Annotated in this window: 12 protein-coding genes; 4 read left to right on the top strand and 8 right to left on the bottom strand. The window is 69.1% G+C overall.

All coding sequences use genetic code 11. From position 1 onward, the window contains the following. Window positions 1-102: 102 nt before the first annotated feature. Window positions 103-1,044 (top strand): MBL fold metallo-hydrolase, encoded by a 942-nt coding sequence (locus MRS60_RS33200; protein WP_105392463.1) that lies wholly within the window; start codon window positions 103-105, stop codon window positions 1,042-1,044. Between the two features lie 28 nt (window positions 1,045-1,072). Here MRS60_RS33200 and MRS60_RS33195 read toward each other — a convergent pair whose 3' ends face one another. Next, window positions 1,073-1,981, bottom strand: a complete 909-nt coding sequence (locus tag MRS60_RS33195; RefSeq protein ID WP_105392464.1) for an AraC family transcriptional regulator — start codon at window positions 1,979-1,981, stop codon at window positions 1,073-1,075. A 397-nt stretch (window positions 1,982-2,378) separates the two neighbouring features. Between MRS60_RS33195 and MRS60_RS33190 the strand changes: the two genes are divergently transcribed. The 3 genes from MRS60_RS33190 (at window position 2,379) to MRS60_RS33180 (ending at window position 8,099) form a co-directional block, all read left to right on the top strand. Further along, the gene (locus MRS60_RS33190; protein WP_243566937.1) at window positions 2,379-5,276 is read left to right on the top strand and encodes an ATP-binding protein; all 2,898 of its coding nucleotides are present in this window, start codon (window positions 2,379-2,381) and stop codon (window positions 5,274-5,276) included. A 164-nt stretch (window positions 5,277-5,440) separates the two neighbouring features. Next, a complete protein-coding gene (locus tag MRS60_RS33185) occupies window positions 5,441-7,330 on the top strand; it encodes an amidohydrolase (RefSeq protein ID WP_243566936.1) in 1,890 nt (629 codons plus the stop codon). A 97-nt stretch (window positions 7,331-7,427) separates the two neighbouring features. Then, window positions 7,428-8,099 carry a phosphohydrolase gene (locus MRS60_RS33180; protein WP_034184386.1) on the top strand — a complete coding sequence of 224 codons (672 nt, stop codon included), beginning with the start codon at window positions 7,428-7,430 and terminating at the stop codon, window positions 8,097-8,099. 78 nt (window positions 8,100-8,177) lie between these two features. On the opposite strand, the gene MRS60_RS33175 is transcribed toward MRS60_RS33180, so the two are convergent. The 7 genes from MRS60_RS33175 to MRS60_RS33145 form a co-directional block, all read right to left on the bottom strand. Further along, window positions 8,178-9,290, bottom strand: a complete 1,113-nt coding sequence (locus MRS60_RS33175) for an alkene reductase (RefSeq protein WP_243566935.1) — start codon at window positions 9,288-9,290, stop codon at window positions 8,178-8,180. 181 nt (window positions 9,291-9,471) lie between these two features. Continuing rightward, window positions 9,472-10,689 carry an MFS transporter gene (locus MRS60_RS33170; RefSeq protein WP_105392434.1) on the bottom strand — a complete coding sequence of 406 codons (1,218 nt, stop codon included), beginning with the start codon at window positions 10,687-10,689 and terminating at the stop codon, window positions 9,472-9,474. Window positions 10,690-11,319: 630 nt separating this feature from the next. Beyond that, entirely contained in the window at window positions 11,320-12,237 is a 918-nt protein-coding gene (locus tag MRS60_RS33165) for a LysR family transcriptional regulator (RefSeq protein WP_034184382.1), read from the bottom strand. Window positions 12,238-12,307: 70 nt separating this feature from the next. After that, window positions 12,308-14,569 (bottom strand): xanthine dehydrogenase family protein molybdopterin-binding subunit, encoded by a 2,262-nt coding sequence (locus MRS60_RS33160; RefSeq protein WP_243566934.1) that lies wholly within the window; start codon window positions 14,567-14,569, stop codon window positions 12,308-12,310. Next, entirely contained in the window at window positions 14,569-15,069 is a 501-nt protein-coding gene (locus MRS60_RS33155; protein ID WP_243566933.1) for a (2Fe-2S)-binding protein, read from the bottom strand. Before MRS60_RS33155 ends, MRS60_RS33160 begins: the two co-directional genes overlap by 1 nt. Continuing rightward, complete coding sequence (locus tag MRS60_RS33150) at window positions 15,066-16,346, bottom strand: c-type cytochrome (protein WP_243566932.1); 1,281 nt, start codon at window positions 16,344-16,346, stop codon at window positions 15,066-15,068. The genes MRS60_RS33155 and MRS60_RS33150 overlap by 4 nt, the downstream gene beginning before the upstream one ends. Before the next feature lie 415 nt (window positions 16,347-16,761). Continuing rightward, complete coding sequence (locus MRS60_RS33145) at window positions 16,762-17,886, bottom strand: FAD-dependent monooxygenase (RefSeq protein ID WP_243566931.1); 1,125 nt, start codon at window positions 17,884-17,886, stop codon at window positions 16,762-16,764. Window positions 17,887-17,889: the final 3 nt, after the last annotated feature.

The following is a 17,889-nucleotide window of genomic DNA, read 5'->3' as shown; positions in this document are numbered from 1 at the left end:
CCGGGCGGCGCGCAACGTCGCAACGTCGCAACGTCGATACACAACCGGGAAACGGACATGAAGAACCTGAACTGGCGCACGCGCGCGGCGCGCTCGGGCCGCATGCTGCTCATCGCGTGGTGCACCGGTATCCTCGCATCGGTCGCGTTCGCGGGCGAGCCGGGCGGCGGCAACCAGGCCCCCGGTTTCTATCGGCAGAAGCTCGGCGACCTCCGGATCGTCGCGCTGTCCGACGGCACGCATCCGTTTCCGGTCGATACGGTCTTCCGCGATGTGTCGAAAGACGACATCCGGCGCGATCTCGATCGCGAGTTTCTCGAGCCGCCGGTACAGGGGTCGATCAACGCGTTCCTGGTCGATACGGGATCGAAGCGGATTCTCGTCGATACGGGCGCCGGCGTGCTGTATGGCGACTGCTGCGGCAAGCTGCTCGCGAACCTGCGCGCGGCAGGCTATGCGCCGGAGCAGATCGACGAAGTGTTGCTCACGCACCTGCACAAGGATCATGTCGGCGGCATTGCGTCGAACGGCAGGATGACCTTTCCGAATGCGGTCGTTCGCGTGAACGAGATCGAAGCGAATTACTGGCTCGATCCGGACAACAAGGCACAGGCGCCCGCGTTCCTCGCGTCGTTTTTCGATGCGGCGGCCGCGTCGGTCGCGCCGTACGTCGCGGCCGGACGCTTCAAGACCTTTCGCGGCGAAGCGACGCTCGCCCCCGGCATTCGCGCGGTGCCGATGCCCGGCCATACGCCGGGCCATACGGCCTATCTGATCGAGAGCGGCAACGCGGGGCTGCTCGCGTGGGGCGACATCGTGCACGTCGCGGCGATCCAGTTGCAGGATCCGGACGCGACCGTCCAGTACGACAGCGATGCCGATGCGGCGCGCCGCACCCGGCGCGCTACGCTGAAGCGCGTCGCGGACAAGCGTTATCTGGTCGGTGCCGCGCACATCGCGTTTCCCGGGCTCGGGCATCTGCGCAGGGACGGGGAGCAGTACGACTGGGTGCCGGTCAATTACGACGCGACGCCGCTTCAATGACGCGCATGGCGCGCGCGTGGCGGCTGCTTCAGCGCGACAGTTCGCGCCGCCATGCGCCGGGCGGATGGCCGACGATGCGCGCGAACACGCGGTTCAGGTGGCTCTGGTCCGCGAAGCCGCAGGCGGCCGCGATTTCCGCGAGCGTCATGTCGGTCGTCTCGATCAGTTGCCGGGCGCGGATCACGCGCTGTTCGAGCAGCCATTGATGCGGCGTGCGGCCCGTCGTGCGCGAGAACGCGCGGATGAAATAGCCGCGCGACAGATCGCATTCGTTGGCCACTTCCTCGATCGATACGCCGAGGTTGGCCTTTTCCATCAGCAGTTCCTTCGCGAGCGCGGCCTTGGCCGGCGACAGCAGGCCCTTGCGCTGCAGGTCGCGCGCGTGCGCATTGCCGTAGCGGCATGCGAGATGCGTGCCGATCGCGAGCCCCATCTGCTCGACGAACAGCGTGTTCAGCGCGCCCGGCGCGTCGAGGCTGTGGGCGACGGCGTGCGCGAGATGGCCCAGCACCGCGTCCTGCGTGTCGGGCGCGCAAGTCAGGCCGCCGATTTCCGTTCCGTCGTGCTCGCGGCCGAGACGGTCGAGGTAGCTGCGCGACAGCTCGACGAGCAGGAAGTCGAACTTGCCGTACAGGTCGGCGCGGAAATTCCGGGAAAAGTCGCGAATGTAGATCGAGTTGTTTTGAAACCGCCGCTCGGATTTGCCGGCCCCGCCGTAGATCGTGCGCCGGTGCCCGCCATTCAGCGACACGCCGATCAGGAAGCCGCGGTCGCTGGCCGCCATCTCGATGCGCTCGAATTGCTCGTCGCGCATGCATTTGCGGTGCAGCGTCAGGCCGCCGACCGACCTTTCAATATCCTTGGACAACAGGGTCGAGATGCATCCGAGCGTGTCTTTCGGCGTAGGCGCCGGTGGCGCGGCGAGAGGGGCTGGCATGGTGGAACGATCCTTCGATGGGGGGCGGTGCGCGAGCATCCTGGTTGCGTGCAGTGTATAGCACGGCCGACAGGCCCAAGATAACTTGAATAAATGTCCGCTGGCTGACGGAATGCTTGAAGCGGTCGATCCATGCCGCGCCAGGCCCGGCCGGCCAGCGAAGGCGCGATTCCGATCGATGCTGCCCCATTTGCAATCGCGCGCCGCGGGTTCGGCGGCATGCCTTTCTGCACGGCGCCAGCGCATTTTCCTTCAAGATTTTTGTTTAACCCGCGTTTACACTCGGCCCACTTTTTGAGACTTTGCGCCCGGCCTGCAGGGCTGGCCGGGTGCGGACTCCCGCCCCGGTGAACCGTGCGTTCACATGGCGGTCATCGTGGGGAACCTGGAGGCGGCCATGATCCAGATCGGGCATTTGTCGGTGGATTTCGAGCAGCGCGACATTCGCCATCACGGCGCGTCGCTGCGGATCGGCGCACGCGCGCTCGACATCCTTGAAGTACTGCATCGCGCGAACGGTTCCGTCGTGTCGAAGGACGACATCATGGATGCCGTCTGGCCGGGCCTGATCGTCGAGGAAAACCGGCTGCAGGTCCATGTCGCGACGTTGCGCAAGGCACTGGGCGCGAACCGCGACCTGATCAAGACGGTGCCGGGCCGCGGCTACCTGCTGATCGCGCAGCCGCCGGTCGCGCATTCGGCGGCGCCGCGCGCGGCCGACTGTCCGCCCGAGGTTGCCGCTGCCTTTCATCCGGTTCCGCTGGTCGGACGTCAGGCCGAGATCGAGCAGATCGTCGACATGATCGGACGTGCGCCGGTCGTCACGCTGGTCGGTGCGGGCGGCATCGGCAAGACGAGCCTGGCCAACCGCGTCGTGCACGAGCTGCGCAGCCGGTCCGGCGAGCGTGGCCTGTTCGTGGAGCTGGCCAGTGCCGCGACGCGCGACGACGTGCTGCTCGCGATTGCCGCGGCACTGGGGCTCGACACGGACGGCGTGCCTGCCGCCGACCGCATCGGCGACGCATTCGCCGCTTCGCGCGGCCTGCTCGTGCTCGACAACGCGGAGCACGTCGTCGACCTGGTGGCCGACCTCGTCGAAACGCTGACGTCGCGCGCCGCGCCGCTGCGCGTGCTCGTGACGAGCCGCGAGCCGCTTCATATCTCGGTCGAAGCCGTGTTTCGCGTGGCCCCGCTGGCGGTGCCGGACGGCAGCGCGTCCGTCGACGAGATCGTGCGCCATTCGGCCGTCGAACTGTTTCTGGCGCGGATTCGCGCCGCCACGCCCGATTGCGAGGTCGACGCGGCCGGCGTCAGGCTGATCGGCGACATCTGCCGGCGCCTCGACGGACTGCCGCTGGCGATCGAACTGGCCGCCGCGCGCGTCGCGACGCTCGGGCTCGAGGTGGTCGCGTCGCGTCTCGACGACCGGCTGAACCTGCTGACGGGCGGGCTGCGCTCGGCGCTGCCGCGCCACCAGACGCTGCGGGCGACGTTCGACTGGAGCTACGTGCTGCTGGATGCGGCCGCGCGGTCGCTGTTTCGTCGCATGGCGTGCTTCATCGGCCCGTTTACGTTCGATGCGGCCCGCGAGGTGGCGATGGACCCCGGCATGTCGGCCGCCGGGATGATCGCGGTGCTCGGCGAGCTGGTCGCGAAGTCGCTGGTGACCGTCGAGTTCGACGGCGCGCAGGCGCGCTACCGGTTGACGGAATCGACGCGCGCGTATGCGCTCGAGAAGCTGCACAACGAGGGCGAATTCGAAGCCGTCGCCGAGCGTCATGCGCGCTACGAACGCGAGCAGGGGGAAGCGCGGATGCTGACGCAGGCGCAAGCCGCGGACCTCGCGAGCCTGCGTCTCGCCGCGGGCGAGCCTGCGCCGGCACCGGGCGAGCCCGCGGCGGCCGAGCCGCACGCGCTGGAAGCGGACGCGCTGGCGCTCGCGTTGCGGGAGCCGGCGCGGATGCGCGAATGTTCGATACCGGCGAGGCGAGCGCTCGACGCAATCGAGGCCGGGGCGGCCGGGGGCATCGATGCGGCGCGCGAAATGCGCCTGCGCGCGGCCTATGCGGCGGCGCTGCTGCATACCGACGGCGATACGCACACGGCCGCGGCGATGTGGGACCGGACGCTCGGTCTCGCGGGCCGGATCGGCGACGAGGCGTTCGACGCGCGTGCGCTGGTCGGGCTGTGGAACACGATGCTGACGCGCTCCGACATCCACGAATCGCTGCGCTACGCGACGCGCTTCGAGCGCGCCGCGGAGCGGCGGGGCGACCGGTCGCAGCGGCTGCTGGCGACCGCGATGGTCGCGACCTCGCTGCATTACTTCGGCGAGCATGCGCAGGCGCGCGAGCGGCTGGAGGCGGCGATGGCCGAACTGGCCGAGGTCGGCGAACCGTCCTGTGCAGAGGCGGCGCTCGGGATCGACGTCGCGACGCTCGGCCGGACGATGCTGACGCGGCTCGTGTGGATGCAGGGCGACCCGGAATATGCGATGCGACTGGCGGCGCAGGCGGTCGAATGCGCGCGCCGCAGCGATTCGGCGCCGGCGTTGTGCGTGGTGCTCGGCGCCGCGGCCGTGCCGATTGCATTGCGCTATGGCGATCACGACGTGATTTCCGATTATCTCGGGACGCTGCGATCGACCGCAGAGGCGAACGGCTTCGACGTCTGGCTCGGCCACGCGGAATGTCTTGCCGGGCAGTTCGACATGCAGACCGGGCACCCCGGTGCCGGTCTCGCGCGGCTCGAGCCCGCGCTGCGGCGCATCGAGGCGAGCGGCTTTCAGCGCACGCTCGCGCCGCTGATCGTCGCGTACGCGGAAGGGCTGACGCGCACGGGCCGCGCGGCCGAGGCATGCACGAAGCTCGACGCGACGCTCGCGCGCTGCCGCACGCACGGCGAGCACCTGTTCGTGCCCGAGCTGCTGCGCGCCAGGGGGCTCGCGATGCTCGAACAGGCACGCAGCGCCGATGCGGACCTCGCGATCGCCTGCGAAGCCGACGGGCACCGTCATCTGCTGATGGGGATCCATACCGCGAACGGGCAAGGGGCCGCGATGTGGGCGCTGCGCGGCACGCTCGATCTCGCCGATCACCTGATCGAGCGCGGGCGGACCGGGCAGGCTTCGTCGCTGCTGGCCAGTCTGTCAGGGTATTTCGATCCGCAATCGCGTGCGTTCGACGTGCGCCGGCTGGCGCGCGTGCAGAACTTCGTCCGGCCGGACACGACGCCGTCGACGGGCCGTACGCGGATGCGGCATGAGGCGGCGGATGCGATGCAGCAGGTGGCGTGACGGCGCGCCCGGCCCGCGCAGGACGCAGCCGCGCCATCGCGCCGCAGCCTGCCGGTCCGATCGATCAACGTTCAAGGGGAAGTGGATGGTCCGTGTATCGTCAATCCGGGTGCATGCCGCGTGCGGCCGTATGCCGGCTTTCGGCGCAAACAGGAGGCCGGACGGTGCTTAAGGCGACGGAATCCGCCGCAACGGCGGACCTCATCGTATGCAACGGCAAGATCGCGACGCAGGACGACCGGCAGTCGTTCGTGACCGCGCTCGCGGTGAAGGACGGCCGGATCCTCGCGACCGGCAGCGGGCACGAGGTGATGCGCCATGCGCGCGCCGACACGCTGCGCATCGACCTGAACGGCCGCACCGTGATCCCGGGGCTGAACGATTCGCACCTGCATGTGATCCGCGGCGGCCTGAACTTCAACCTGGAACTGCGCTGGGACGGCGTGCCGACGCTCGCCGATGCGCTCTGCATGCTGCGTCGCCAGGTGCTGCGCACGCCTGCGCCGCAGTGGGTGCGCGTCGTCGGCGGCTGGACCGAATTCCAGTTCGCGGAAAAGCGCGGGCCGACGGCGGCCGAGCTCAACGCGATCGCGCCCGACACGCCGGTCTTCATCATGCACCTGGGCGACAGCGCGCTGCTGAACGCGGCCGCGCTGCGCGCGATCGGCTATGGCCGCGATACGTCCGATCCGCCCGGCGGCGAAATCCAGCGCGATCGCCTCGGCAGGCCGACCGGCATGCTGATCGCGCGCCCGGACCTGGGCATCCTGCATGCGGCGCTCGAGAAGGGCCCGAAGCTCGGCTACGACGAGCAGATGAATTCGATGCGGCACTTCCTGCGTGAACTGAACCGCCTCGGCGTGACGAGCGCGATCGACGCGGGCGGCGATTTCCAGGCCTATCCGGACGACTATGGCGCGATCATGGCGCTCGCGAAGCGCGGCGAACTGACGGTGCGCATCGCCTACAGCCTGTTCGTGCAGCATGCCGGACAGGAACTCGACGATTACGCGCGATGGGTGACGCTGGCGCAGCCCGGCGACGGCGACGGGTTCCTGCGGATGAACGGCGCCGGCGAGCTGCTGGTGTATTCGGCAGCCGATTTCGGGAATTTCCTCGAACCGCGCCCCGATCTGCCCGCCGCGCTCGAGGCTGAGCTGGCCGCGGTGGTGCGGCTGCTGGTGCGGCACCGCTGGCCGTTCCGGCTGCACGCGACCTACGACGAATCGATCGGCCGCTTCCTCAATGTGCTCGAAGCCGTGAACCGCGACATCCCGTTCGACGGGCTGCGCTGGTTCTTCGATCATTGCGAGACGATTTCGGATGCGAACATCGCGCGCATCGCCGCGCTCGGCGGCGGCGTGACGGTCCAGCACCGGATGGCGTTCCAGGGCGAGTACTTCATTGCGCGCTACGGCGCCGAAGCGGCCGCGCGCACGCCGCCGATCCGCGCGATGCTGGCGGCCGGGCTGCCGGTCGGCGCGGGCACCGATGCGACGCGCATCGCGAGCTACAACCCGTTCGTGTCGCTGTACTGGATGGTGTCCGGGCGCACCGTCGGCGGCACGGCGCTCTACCCCGAACGCAACCGGCTCAGCCGGATGGAAGCGCTGCGCCGCTATACGGTCGGCAGCGCATGGTTCTCGAACGAGGACGACCGCAAGGGCGCGCTGGTGCCCGGCCAGTACGCGGATTTTGCGGTGCTGACGGACGACTACTTCACGATCGACGACGCGCAGATCAAATCCTTGTCGTCGGTGCTGACGGTCGTCGGCGGCAAGGTCGTGCATGCGGACGACGAGTTTGCGCCGCTTGCGCCGCCGCCGCTGGCGGTCCGCCCCGCGTGGTCGCCGGTGGCCGAATTCGGCGGTGTCGGCGGATTCGGCCAGCGTCGTCCGGCCGCGCCGGCACAGCCGCGTGCGGCGGCCGACGCCGGCCCGGATGCCGGTTCCGTGCGCGGTTACGGGCGTCGTTTCGCGCAGTGCCTGCATGCGGCCGCGACAGAGTCCGTCAAGCAGTGCGAAGCATTCGGTCAACCCGGTGTCGTCTTTTAGGATGGCGTCGCTCAGCGGGCAGGCCGGGCGACCCCGGCGCGTGCCGCGCGATGAATGGATAATTTCCCGCCCCCGGCGCGGGGCAGAAGGAGACGAGATGAATTCTGCGCACACGTGCGCATCGGCCCATGACGAAGTCGCCGGCGTCCGCATTCCCCGGACGCCGATGGCGATCGAAGCCGCCGAAGCGGCATGCGCGTCGCTGCCGCAGGTGATTACCGACCACGCGTGCCGGGTGTTCGTTCTCGCGTCGCTTGCCGCGCGACGTGCCAGCGATGCCTGCGATGCCGATACGCTGTACGTGGCCGCGATGTACGCGAACATGGGCTTGAGCACCGCGTATGGCCGTTCGACCGAGCGCTACGAGCTCGACAGCGCCGATGCCGCGCAGGCGTTCCTGCTGCGCCATCAGACGTCGCAGCGCATGCGCGACGACGTGTGGCACGCGATCGCGCTGCATACGTCGCCCGGTGTGGCCGCGCGCGTGTCGCCGCTCGCGCGCGTGCTGGCGTCCGCCGTATCGACCGACCTGATGGCAACCGGCGTCGACGCGTATTCGGCCGACGAGCGGCGGGCGCTGCTCGCCGCGTACCCGCGCGGCGACGGGTTCGGCGGCGCGTTCCTCGACGCGATCGCACGCGGGGTCGCGCACCGGCCGGCGTCGACGTTCGGCACGTGGAGCGCCGACGTGCTCGAGCGCGCCGATCCGGATTTTCACCGGCCGAACTTCTGCGGACGCGTGCTGGGCGCGCGCTGGAACGACGCGTGAGCGGGTCGGCACGACGGGTTCGACCAAGGTCGGCGACGGTCTGAACGAGACCGCATCGGGCCGCCGCCGGAGCGGGGCTCAGGCCGCCCGGCTGGCCGCGTCGTGACGCGCATAGTCGACGTATCCCGCGCGGTCGCCGCCATACCAGCCGACCGGCTTCGGCGCGGCGAGCGGCGCATTCGCCGCGATGCGCTCGACGAGATCGGGGTTCGCGATGTACGCACGCGCAAACGCGACGAGATCGGCGTCGCCGGCATCGATCAGAGCGTTCGCGGCCTCCGGCGCAATGCCGCCGTTGACGATCAGCGTGCCGCCGAAGGTCTTGCGCGTGTTCTCGATGATGCGCGGCAGGTCGGGCTCGCCGCTCCAGCCGTTGGTGTCGGCCGCGTGCAGATAGGCGACGCCGGCTTCGTCGAGCATGCGGCCGACGTACGCGTACGTCGCGTCCGGATCCGCGTCGCGCACGTTGTTGTACTTCGCGTACGGCGAGATGCGCACGCCCACGCGGTCGAGCGGCATCACGCCGCCGACCGCGTCGACGATTTCCTCGAGGAAGCGCGCGCGGTTCGCGATCGAGCCGCCGTAACCGTCGTCGCGGCGGTTCAGCGTCGACGACAGGAACTGGTGCGGCAGGTAGCCGTTGGCCGCGTGGATCTCGACGCCGTCGAAGCCGGCCGCCATCGCGCGGATCGCCGCCTGGCGGAATTCGTCGACCGTCCCGGCGACTTCGTCCGTCGTCATCGCACGCGACGGCGTCGCGTGAATCTTCGTGTAATAGCCGTTCTGCAACTGCGCCCACACCTGCAGCTGCTCGAGATCGTCGTTGACGCCCGACGGCGACAGCGGCGCATCGCCGCCGAGCAGCGTCAGCGAGCTGACCCGGCCGCCGTGCCACAGCTGCGCGAAGATGCGGCCGCCGTTCGCGTGGACCGCGTCCGTGATCTGCTTCCAGCCGGCCGCCTGTTCGTCGGTGACGAGCCCCGGCGTCAGTTCGAACGATGCGGAGGCCGGGCTGACGTTGGTCGCTTCGGTCACGATCAGGCCGGCGGATGCGCGCTGCGCGTAGTACTCGGCCATGAGTTCGGTCGGCTGGCCGCGCGACGGCGCGCGCGAACGCGTCATCGGCCCCATCACGACACGGTTGGGAAGCGGCAGGCCGCGCAGGTCGTAGTGGCTGAGCAGGGAAGACATGATGGATTCCTTTTGCGTGGAGCAGGGCGGCGCCGCTTATCGTGCGATAGCGTCCGGTTGCAACCGGCGCAACGGCGGGCCTTGCGGAAAGTTCGGGAGTGACGCGGGTGACGTGCCGGCAGCGTTCCGGCGCGCGAACGGCCCGGGCGGGATTCGCGCGTGAACCGGTGCCGGCGCCGGTTCAGGACTGAGCGTGGCGTTCCGCGTGCGGACGGCCGATGGCAAGGTAGTGGATGAGCGCAACGATCGGGAACGCGCCGGCGACCGCGGCGACGAGCGGCCAGCCGCCATGCTCGTACAGCGGGCTCGCGAGCGCGGAGCCGATGGCGCCGCCGACGAAGATGCTCGTCATGTACAGCGCGTTCAGGCGGTTGCGGCTCGCCGCGTGCAGCGCGTAGATCTCGCGCTGGCCGAGCACCATGTTCATTTGCACCGCGAAATCGAGCACGATGCCCGTGACGACCAGGCCATACAGGCCGGCGCCGTGGATCAGCGCGACCGCATACGACAGGGCGCCGGCGACCAGCGCGATCAGCGTCGCCCGCACGGTATGGCCGGCATCCGCGAGGCGGCCCGCGACCGGTGCCGACGTTGCGCCGATCGCGCCGACCAGCGCGAACAGGCCGATGGCCGATTGCGACAGCCCGTAGTGACGCGTCAGCTCGACCGGCACGGCGGTCCAGAACAGGCTGAACGACGCGAACATCAGGCCCTGGTAGAACGCGCGATGGCGCAGCACCGGCATCGTGCGGACCAGATGCAGCAGCGAGCCGATCAGCTCGAAATAGGTCGCACGGTGATCGGGCTGGCGCGACGGGATCGTCAGCGCGAGCACGGCCGTCACGAGCGTCATCAGCACGGCGGCGGCCGCGAACACGAAGCGCCAGCCGAACGCGTCGGCCACGACGCTCGACAGCGGGCGCGCGAGCAGGATGCCGAGCAGCAGCCCGCTCATGATCGTGCCGACCACGCGGCCGCGCGAATGATCCGGCGCGAGGTGCGCGGCGAGCGGCACCAGGATCTGCACGGCGACGGAACTGAAGCCGACCAGCAGCGAAATCGCGAGGAACAGCCCGGGCGTCTGGACGACCGCGGCCGCCGCGAGGCTCGCGATCGACACGACGGCCGTGACGATCATCAGCTTGCGGTTCTCGAGCAGGTCGCCGAGCGGCACGATGAAGAACAGGCCGAGCGCATAGCCGATCTGCGTCAGCGACACGATGAGGCTCGCGGTTTCGCCGGACATGTGCAGGCTGGGCGCGATGAGTTCGGTGATCGGTTGCGCGTAGTACAGGTTCGCGACGATCGCGCCGCAACTGAACGCGAACAGCAGGATGAGGCCCTGCGTGAGCTTGGCCGCATGCCCGTGGGGCGCGAGCGGGGTGGATTCTGCTGACATGGTCGACTCCTTGGAAAGAGATATCGGGTGCCCGTGCGTCGGGCGGGCGTTGCGATTGCTATCGCGGCGAAACGGAAGCCGCCGCATTGCCGTCAAGATTATTGATCGATCGATAACAAGGGAATACGTCCGGGGCGCAATCGAGCATTGCGCGCCACGCAAAGGGGTCGGACCGGGCGCGGAGGCCGGCCGACGCGACGCGGCATGCGGCCGCCCGTGACGGGGTTCGCAACGCGGTTCGTGACGTGACATCGTGCGCACGGGGCGGCCGCGCCTGCGCGAGGGTGACCGTGTCGGCGAGGGGCTTCGGTATGTCGGATGCGATAGGGGCCCGCGGCGTGCAGGCCGCGTTGCCGGCGAGCGCGATGCGGCCGCCGGCAACGCCGGGCCGAGGACTTCGAAGACGGCCTGGACGGACGCTGCGGCGGTCGCGATCTTCATGATGTGCCTCTCGAAACGGGCTCCCGGCGCGGATATCGCGGATCGCGAAGCCCGATGAGGCCAGTCTGGATCGACAGCGCTGAATAGTCCTGAACGCCGTCTTAAATCACGTGATTCATGCGGCGCGCGCGGTGGCGAGGAGGATCGGATTCAAAAGCGGGATTCAACGGCGGGCTTCAACGACGAGTATCAACAGCGCTTGCCCTGCAGCGTCGGAATCTCCGCGAACAGCCCCGCGAGCCAGTCGACGAAGACCTTGAGCTTGACGGGCGTATGCCGATTGGGCGGATACAGGATCGAGATCGGCCGGGGCGGCGGGTTGAAATCGGTCAGCACCTCGCGCAGGCGCCCCGATTTCAGATACGGCTCGACCAGGTACAGCGAGGTCTTGATCAGGCCGATCCCCGCGACGCCGCACTCGATGTAGGTGTCGGCGTCGTTGACCGCGACCGTGCCGCACATCTGCACGATGCGCGCTTCGCCGTCGACGACGTAGTCCCACGGCCGCGGGCGGCCCGTATCGGCCGAGATGTGGCTGACCGCGATGTGCTGCGCGAGATCGTCCACCGTTTCGGGTGCGCCGCATCGTTCGAGATACGTGGGGGACGCGCAGGTGCAGGTGGTCAGGCTGCCGATCCGCTTCGCGACCAGCCCCGAATCGTCGAGCGCGCCGATTCGCACCACGCAGTCGACGCCTTCGCCGACGAGGTCGATCTGGCGATCGGTCACGCCGAGCTCGACCATGATGCCCGGATGGGCGGCGAGAAATTCGGGCAGCGCGGGCACCATGATCTGCTTCGCCATGGCCGGCGGCAGGTTCACCTTCAGGCGGCCGCGCGGCACGTTGCGCGCCTGCGATACCGATGCCTCCATGTCGTCGATCTCGCGCAGCACCGCGACCGAGCGTTCGTAGTACGCCTGCCCGTCCTCGGTGAGCGAGATCCGGCGCGTGGTGCGGTTCAGCAGCCGGCAGCCGAGATGCTGTTCGAGCGCGCTCAGCAGCGCGGACACGCGCGGCGTCGTCAGGCCAGTCGTGTCGGACGCGCGCGTGAAGCTGCCTGTCTCGACGATGCGCGTAAACACGCGCATTGAAAGCAAGGTATCCATCGTTCCGAAATCTCCAGCCTGTTTATTGCCCGCGCCGGTTCATGCCGGCGCGATGTGTCGTGTGATGCCGCTATGCGTCGATGCGTTTCCTGAGCGCGTCGCCCGCAAACGGCATCTCGCGCAGGCGCTGGCCGGTCGCGTCGAAGATCGCGTTGGCGAGCGCGCCGGCGGTCGGTCCCATCGACGCCTCGGCCGCGCCGAGGAACGGCGCGCCGGGACGATTGATCAGATTGACCCGCACGCTTTGCGGCGCGGCCGAGAAGCGCAGGATCGGATAGCTGCTCCAGTCGAAGCTGCGCACGCGCTGCGTATCGTATTTCAGCGCCTCGTACAGCGTCCAGCTCGCGGACTGGATGATACCGCCCTCGATCTGGTTGCGAATGCCGTCCGGCGACACGATCTGGCCAGCGTCGACGGCCGCTTCCGCACGTTCGAGCGTCACCTGGCCGGTTTCCGGCACGACCGACACCTCGACCGCGATCGCGACGTAGGCCATCAGGTTCTTGTATTTGCCGAAGGCGAAGCCGACGCCGCGGTTGCGTTCGCGCGGCGGCCGCGGCCAGCCGAATTTCGTCGCGGCGAGCTTGATCACCTGGCTCGCGCGGTGATCCTGCATGTGACGCAGCCGGAATTCGACAGGATCGACGCCGGCCGCGTGCGCGAGCTCGTCCATGAAGCTTTCGATCGCCCAGACGTTCGTGTGCGCGCCGAGCGAGCGCATCGCCGACGTCTGCAGCGGCATCGTCGGCGAGAAGTTGTTGACGATGTGCATGTTCGGCAGCGCGTACAGCGGGATCGCGTTGCGGTCGCCGCCGCCCTCGGGCTGCAGCATCGGCGTCGACGGCGCGGGCACGAACGGCGGTTCGAGCATGCGCGCGGGCAGCAGCCGGCCGGCGTTGACGATCCGCTCGTTGTGCGAACTGCTCCACAGCGCGTAGTTCCAGTCGACGATGCGGCCGCTCGCGTCGAGCGACGCGCTGAGCTCGGTGACCATCGCCGGCGTGAAGTGGTCCCACGTATGCTCCTGTTCGCGCATCCACTGGACGCGGATCGGCTTGCCGGGCATCGCGGCCGCGATCAGCGCCGCATGCGCGGCCGCGTCGTCCGCACCGTTGTGCCCGTAGCAGCCGGAGCCCTCGGTATGGATGCAGCGCACGCTCGCCTTCGGCATCGACAGCATCTCGGCGAGCGCGTCGCGCAGCGGGTAGACGCCTTGCGAGTGGGTCCACACGGTCAGCGTGCCGTTCTCGAGATGCGCGACCGAGCAGGACGGCCCGATCGAGCCGTGCAGCAGGTAGTTCTTCAGGAACGTGGCGGACAGCGTTTTCGTCGCCGGCGCGGTTTGCGCATGCGTATTGGCGATCTCGATGCGCTGCGTCGAGATTCGTTTCAGGTCCTCGTGAACCGTGTTGCGATCGGGCAGCGCCCGGCCGGGCGACCAGCGGCAGCCGGCGGCCAGCGCGCGCTGCGCGACGACCGCCTGCCATTCGCCCTGCGCGACCACCGCGAGCATGCTGCCGTTGCGCACGATCCGCACGACACCCGGCATCTTCAGGATCGCGGCTTCGTCGAACGACAGCAGCTTCGCGTCGTACACCGGCGGCATCACGACGCGCGCATGCAGCATGCCGGGCAGCGTCATGTCCTGCACGTAGCTGACGCCGCCCGTGACCTTGTTCGGAATGTCGACGCGCGGCAGCGACGTGCCGATCACGGCGAACGTGGCCGGGCTCTTCAACGGCGAAGCCGGCGTCGCGTTGCGATGCAGGTCGACGGTGCGGACTGCGTCGCCGTAGCGCATCGTGCGGCCGTCCGGCGCCTTGATGACCGCGTCGGCGACGGTGAGCAGGCGCGCCTCGACGCCGAACTGCTTCGCGGCGCCGTCGACCAGCAGCCCGCGCACCTGCGCGGCGGCGTTCAGCAGCGCGGAGCCGCTGTCCGCCATCGTGTGGCTGCCGGCCGTCAATCCCTCGTCCGGCGACGCGCCGGTGTCGGCGGTCAGGAACGTGATCAGCGAGGGCTTCATGTTCAGCTCCTCGGCGGCCACCTGCAGCAACGCGGTGCGCACGCCGGTGCCGAGCTCGACCTTGCCCGTGAACACGGTGACCTTGCCGTCGGGCGCGATCTTGATCCACGCGTCCAGCAGCGGATTGGTCTTCAGGCTGCCGGCCAGCGTTTCGGTAGCCTTGGCCACGTGGACGGCGGCGCCTTCGTCCGCGATCACGACCTCGGCGGCGGCGCGCGCGGCCGGTGCGAGGCTGAACGCGACGAACAGCGCGCCGGAAACCATGAAGTGCCGGCGGCCTTCGTCGATATCGTCGGGTGGGTTCATCAGAGTCCCTTGCTGATCGTGACGGGAGCGGCGGCCGGTTCCGGGTCCGGCAGGCCCGCGACCTGGCGCACGGCCGCCAGGATCCGCATGTGGGTGCCGCAACGGCACAGATTCGGTTCCATGTGCGTGCGCAGCTCGTGTTCGGTGGGTTTCGGCTTGCGCTCCAGCAGCGCCTGCGCGCGCATGATCATGCCCGCGATGCAATAACCGCACTGCGCCGCCTGATGCTCGATGAACGCTTGCTGAAGCTTGCCCGGATGCTCGGCGGTGCCGAGGCTCTCGATGGTCCTGACGCGGCGCTCGCCGACCGCGGCGACCGGGATCAGGCACGAGAACATCGGCTTGTCGTCGACGATCACGGTGCACGCGCCGCATTGCCCGAGGCCGCAGCCGAACTTCGCGCCGTGCAGGTGCAGGTCGTTGCGCAGCGCGTAAAGGAGCGGCGTGGACGGATCGATGTCGAGCGTGTGCCGCACGCCATTCACGGTGAGGGTGATCATCGCGCGCTGTCCTCCTTTCTGAGTTTCGCGGCCAGGGTGTCGATGCCGCTCCATGCGGGGCGATCGGTGTACGTTTCGCGGAGGTACGCGGCGAGGTCCGCGATCTGCGCGTCGTCGTACTGGTCGAGGTAAGACGGCATGTAGTTCAGCGTGTCCTCGCCGTGCCAGCCGATCCCGTTGAGCATCATCTGGATCGCGTTGCGCGGCGTGTCGGCGGCGACCGCCGTGCTGAATGCGAGCGTCGGCCGTTCGCCGATCGACTGCATCGGCGATGCAGGCCCGTGGCACTGCGCGCACGACGCCTGGAACAGCACCGCGCCGCGTTGGCCGGCCGGCGTCGTCGCATGGCGTTCGGCGGCGGTCGTCGCAGGCCGCGCGGCGGCCGGCTTCTGGATCGACAGGATGTAGGCCGCGATGGCCTCGACATCCTCGACCGGCACCGTCGCGAGATCGCGTGTGACGGGCAGCATCGGCCCGGCGGCCGCGCCGTGCTCGCTCGCGCGGCCGGTGCGCAGGTACGTGACGAGTTGCGCCTGCGTCCACGGCCGTGCCGCATTGCCGAGCGTATTGAGCGGCGGTGCTTCCCAGCCGTCGACGATGCCGCCGTCGAATGCCTTGCCCGACTGTTCGCCGCCGATCGCATTCAGCGGCGAATGGCAGGACGCGCAGTGGCCGAGGCCGTCGACCAGCAGCTTGCCTCGATTCCATTGCGCGGATTGCGACGGGTCCGGCCGGTACGCGCCTTCGCGCAGGAACAGCACGTTCCAGAACGCGACCAGCGGCCGGAAGTTGAGCGGGAAGATCAGGTCGTTCGCCGGCGCCTTCGTTCGAACCGGCTCGCGGGTCATCAGGTACGCGTACGCAGCCGCGATGTCGTCGTCGGACATCCGCGTGAAGTGAATGTACGGAAACGCCGGGTAGAGCGGATGGCCATCGCGGGCGATGCCGCTGCGCAGCGCACGCGCGAACGCGTCACGCGACCAGCGGCCGATGCCGGTGTCGGCATCCGGCGTGATGTTGGTCGCGTAGATCGTGCCGAACGGCGTAGCGAGCGGCAGCCCGCCCGCGAACGGCTTGCCGTCCTTCGCGGTGTGGCAGACGACGCAATCGCCGAGCGCGACCACGCGCGCGCCGGCCTTGATCAGTTGCGGATCGAACGATGCGCGGGCAGGCGGATCGATCGGCGCGATCGACGGCCGAACCATGATGCCGATCGCGACCGCCAGGCCGGCGATCGCGATGCCTGCCGCACCGAACCAGAGTCGTTTGTGCTTCATGCGCGCTCCACGTGAACCGGTTCGCCCGGCGTCATTCGACTGGCGGGGCAGTAGACGGCGTGTCGGACGCGCGCGTTCGCATGACGATCGCGCGCGGCACCGCGGATCAGGTTGGCGCGACAGGCGGACCGGCCGGTGCGGCCCGGCTTGCGCGTGCTCGCGACGGACGTTCCGGTCGGCGCCGCCGGATGGCGGCACGGCACCGCCGATCGATTCGGCGATGACAAGCCTGTCCGGCGACAGCGATTCGCGGTGGAGATCATGTCGTTACTCCAGGGGATGACTGCGCGCGGACGATTTGCCTGCGCGGCGGATGTTGGGGGGCAGTCTACGCGGGCGCCGACGCTATTTCCTGAAGCTGCGCTGAAACGTTCTGAACACCCGCATGCTGCATTCCGGCGCCAGCGCACATGCGTCAGCGCGGCGTGCCGAGGCCGAACGACGCGGCAAGTTGCGGACCCTTGTCGAGCAACGAGGTCACTTCCTCCCGCCGCCGGGCCGACCATGACGCCAGGCGCTCGACGACATCGGTCGCGTCCGCCGGCAGCGCTTCGGCGAGCGATACGGCATCGTTCGCCGCCTTCGACGTGCCGGATGCCGTATGAGGGCGCACGGTGCAGGCCGCGTCGCCGATCAGCGCGACACGGCCGTCGACGAAAGCGGGGCTCAACGCATCGAAAATCGCCTGGTTGAACGGCGCGCGCGTCGAGAGCACCAGTTGCGACAGGGAAGCAGGCAAGCGTTCGCCCGCGAGTTGCCGCAGCGTCGCGACGGTGTCGTCGGCAAGCTGCCCCGGATGCACGGACGCATGGTGAACGTGGCCGTCCCGATCCGTCAGGTGCCGGCGCAGCGCATCCGGATCGGCTTCGTTGCGATACCACAGCCAGTTGAAGCGGCGCGTGCCCGGCGCGAGCGAGCCGTCGAGCGCGGGAATCAGGAACGCCATGAACAGTTCGCCGGGCGCCTTGTGAAGCGTCATGTTCTCGACCAGCGATGCGATCGCGGCGGCGTCGAATTCGGCTTCGTCGACGATGCCGCGCCATGCGAGGTAGCCGGCAAACGCCGGCGCATAGCCGGGGAAGAGGTGCGCGCGCAGGTTCGAGCCGGAGCCGTCGGCGGCAATCAGCACATCCGCGCGGATGCGTTCGTCTGCGAGGTATACGTCGACGCCGTCCGCGTCCTGGGCGAAGCCGGTGACCGTGCGGCCGTAATGGATGCGCCCGCGCGGCAGCGTCTCGCACAGCGAGCGGTAGACGGCATCCCATGACGAAAACGGCAGTATTTCGGGTTCGTCGCGCGTGACGACGCCGTCGCGATCGATCCAGCGCCGCCGGTGCGTCGGCACGCTGATCGTCTGGCGGCAATGCCGGCCATGCCGTTCGAGAAACGCCATCATGCGCCGCAGCACGGCCACGCCGCCGCCCCGGCCGCGCAGCGGCGTCGGCGAGCGCTCGCAGACCATGACGTCGTGTCCGATGCAATCGAGCGTCAGCGCGGCCGCGAGACCCGCGATCGATCCGCCTGCAATGACTATCTTCATCTT

This window comes from Burkholderia pyrrocinia (genome assembly GCF_022809715.1).
In the GTDB taxonomy this organism is placed as follows: Bacteria; Pseudomonadota; Gammaproteobacteria; order Burkholderiales; family Burkholderiaceae; genus Burkholderia; species Burkholderia pyrrocinia_C.
This window is presented reverse-complemented; position numbering and strand designations above follow the sequence as displayed.

Bases quoted from the DNA above. Each gene is read 5' to 3' on its own strand.
- MRS60_RS33200 (WP_105392463.1), top strand. From the start codon at position 103: ATGCTGCTCATCGCGTGGTGCACCGGTATCCTCGCATCGGTCGCGTTC.
- MRS60_RS33180 (WP_034184386.1), top strand. From the start codon at position 7,428: ATGAATTCTGCGCACACGTGCGCATCGGCCCATGACGAAGTCGCCGGC.
- MRS60_RS33145 (WP_243566931.1), bottom strand. From the start codon at position 17,886: ATGAAGATAGTCATTGCAGGCGGATCGATCGCGGGTCTCGCGGCCGCG.
- MRS60_RS33160 (WP_243566934.1), bottom strand. From the start codon at position 14,569: ATGAACCCACCCGACGATATCGACGAAGGCCGCCGGCACTTCATGGTT.
- MRS60_RS33175 (WP_243566935.1), bottom strand. From the start codon at position 9,290: ATGTCTTCCCTGCTCAGCCACTACGACCTGCGCGGCCTGCCGCTTCCC.
- MRS60_RS33170 (WP_105392434.1), bottom strand. From the start codon at position 10,689: ATGTCAGCAGAATCCACCCCGCTCGCGCCCCACGGGCATGCGGCCAAG.
- MRS60_RS33190 (WP_243566937.1), top strand. From the start codon at position 2,379: ATGATCCAGATCGGGCATTTGTCGGTGGATTTCGAGCAGCGCGACATT.
- MRS60_RS33155 (WP_243566933.1), bottom strand. From the start codon at position 15,069: ATGATCACCCTCACCGTGAATGGCGTGCGGCACACGCTCGACATCGAT.
- MRS60_RS33150 (WP_243566932.1), bottom strand. From the start codon at position 16,346: ATGAAGCACAAACGACTCTGGTTCGGTGCGGCAGGCATCGCGATCGCC.
- MRS60_RS33165 (WP_034184382.1), bottom strand. From the start codon at position 12,237: ATGGATACCTTGCTTTCAATGCGCGTGTTTACGCGCATCGTCGAGACA.
- MRS60_RS33195 (WP_105392464.1), bottom strand. From the start codon at position 1,981: ATGCCAGCCCCTCTCGCCGCGCCACCGGCGCCTACGCCGAAAGACACG.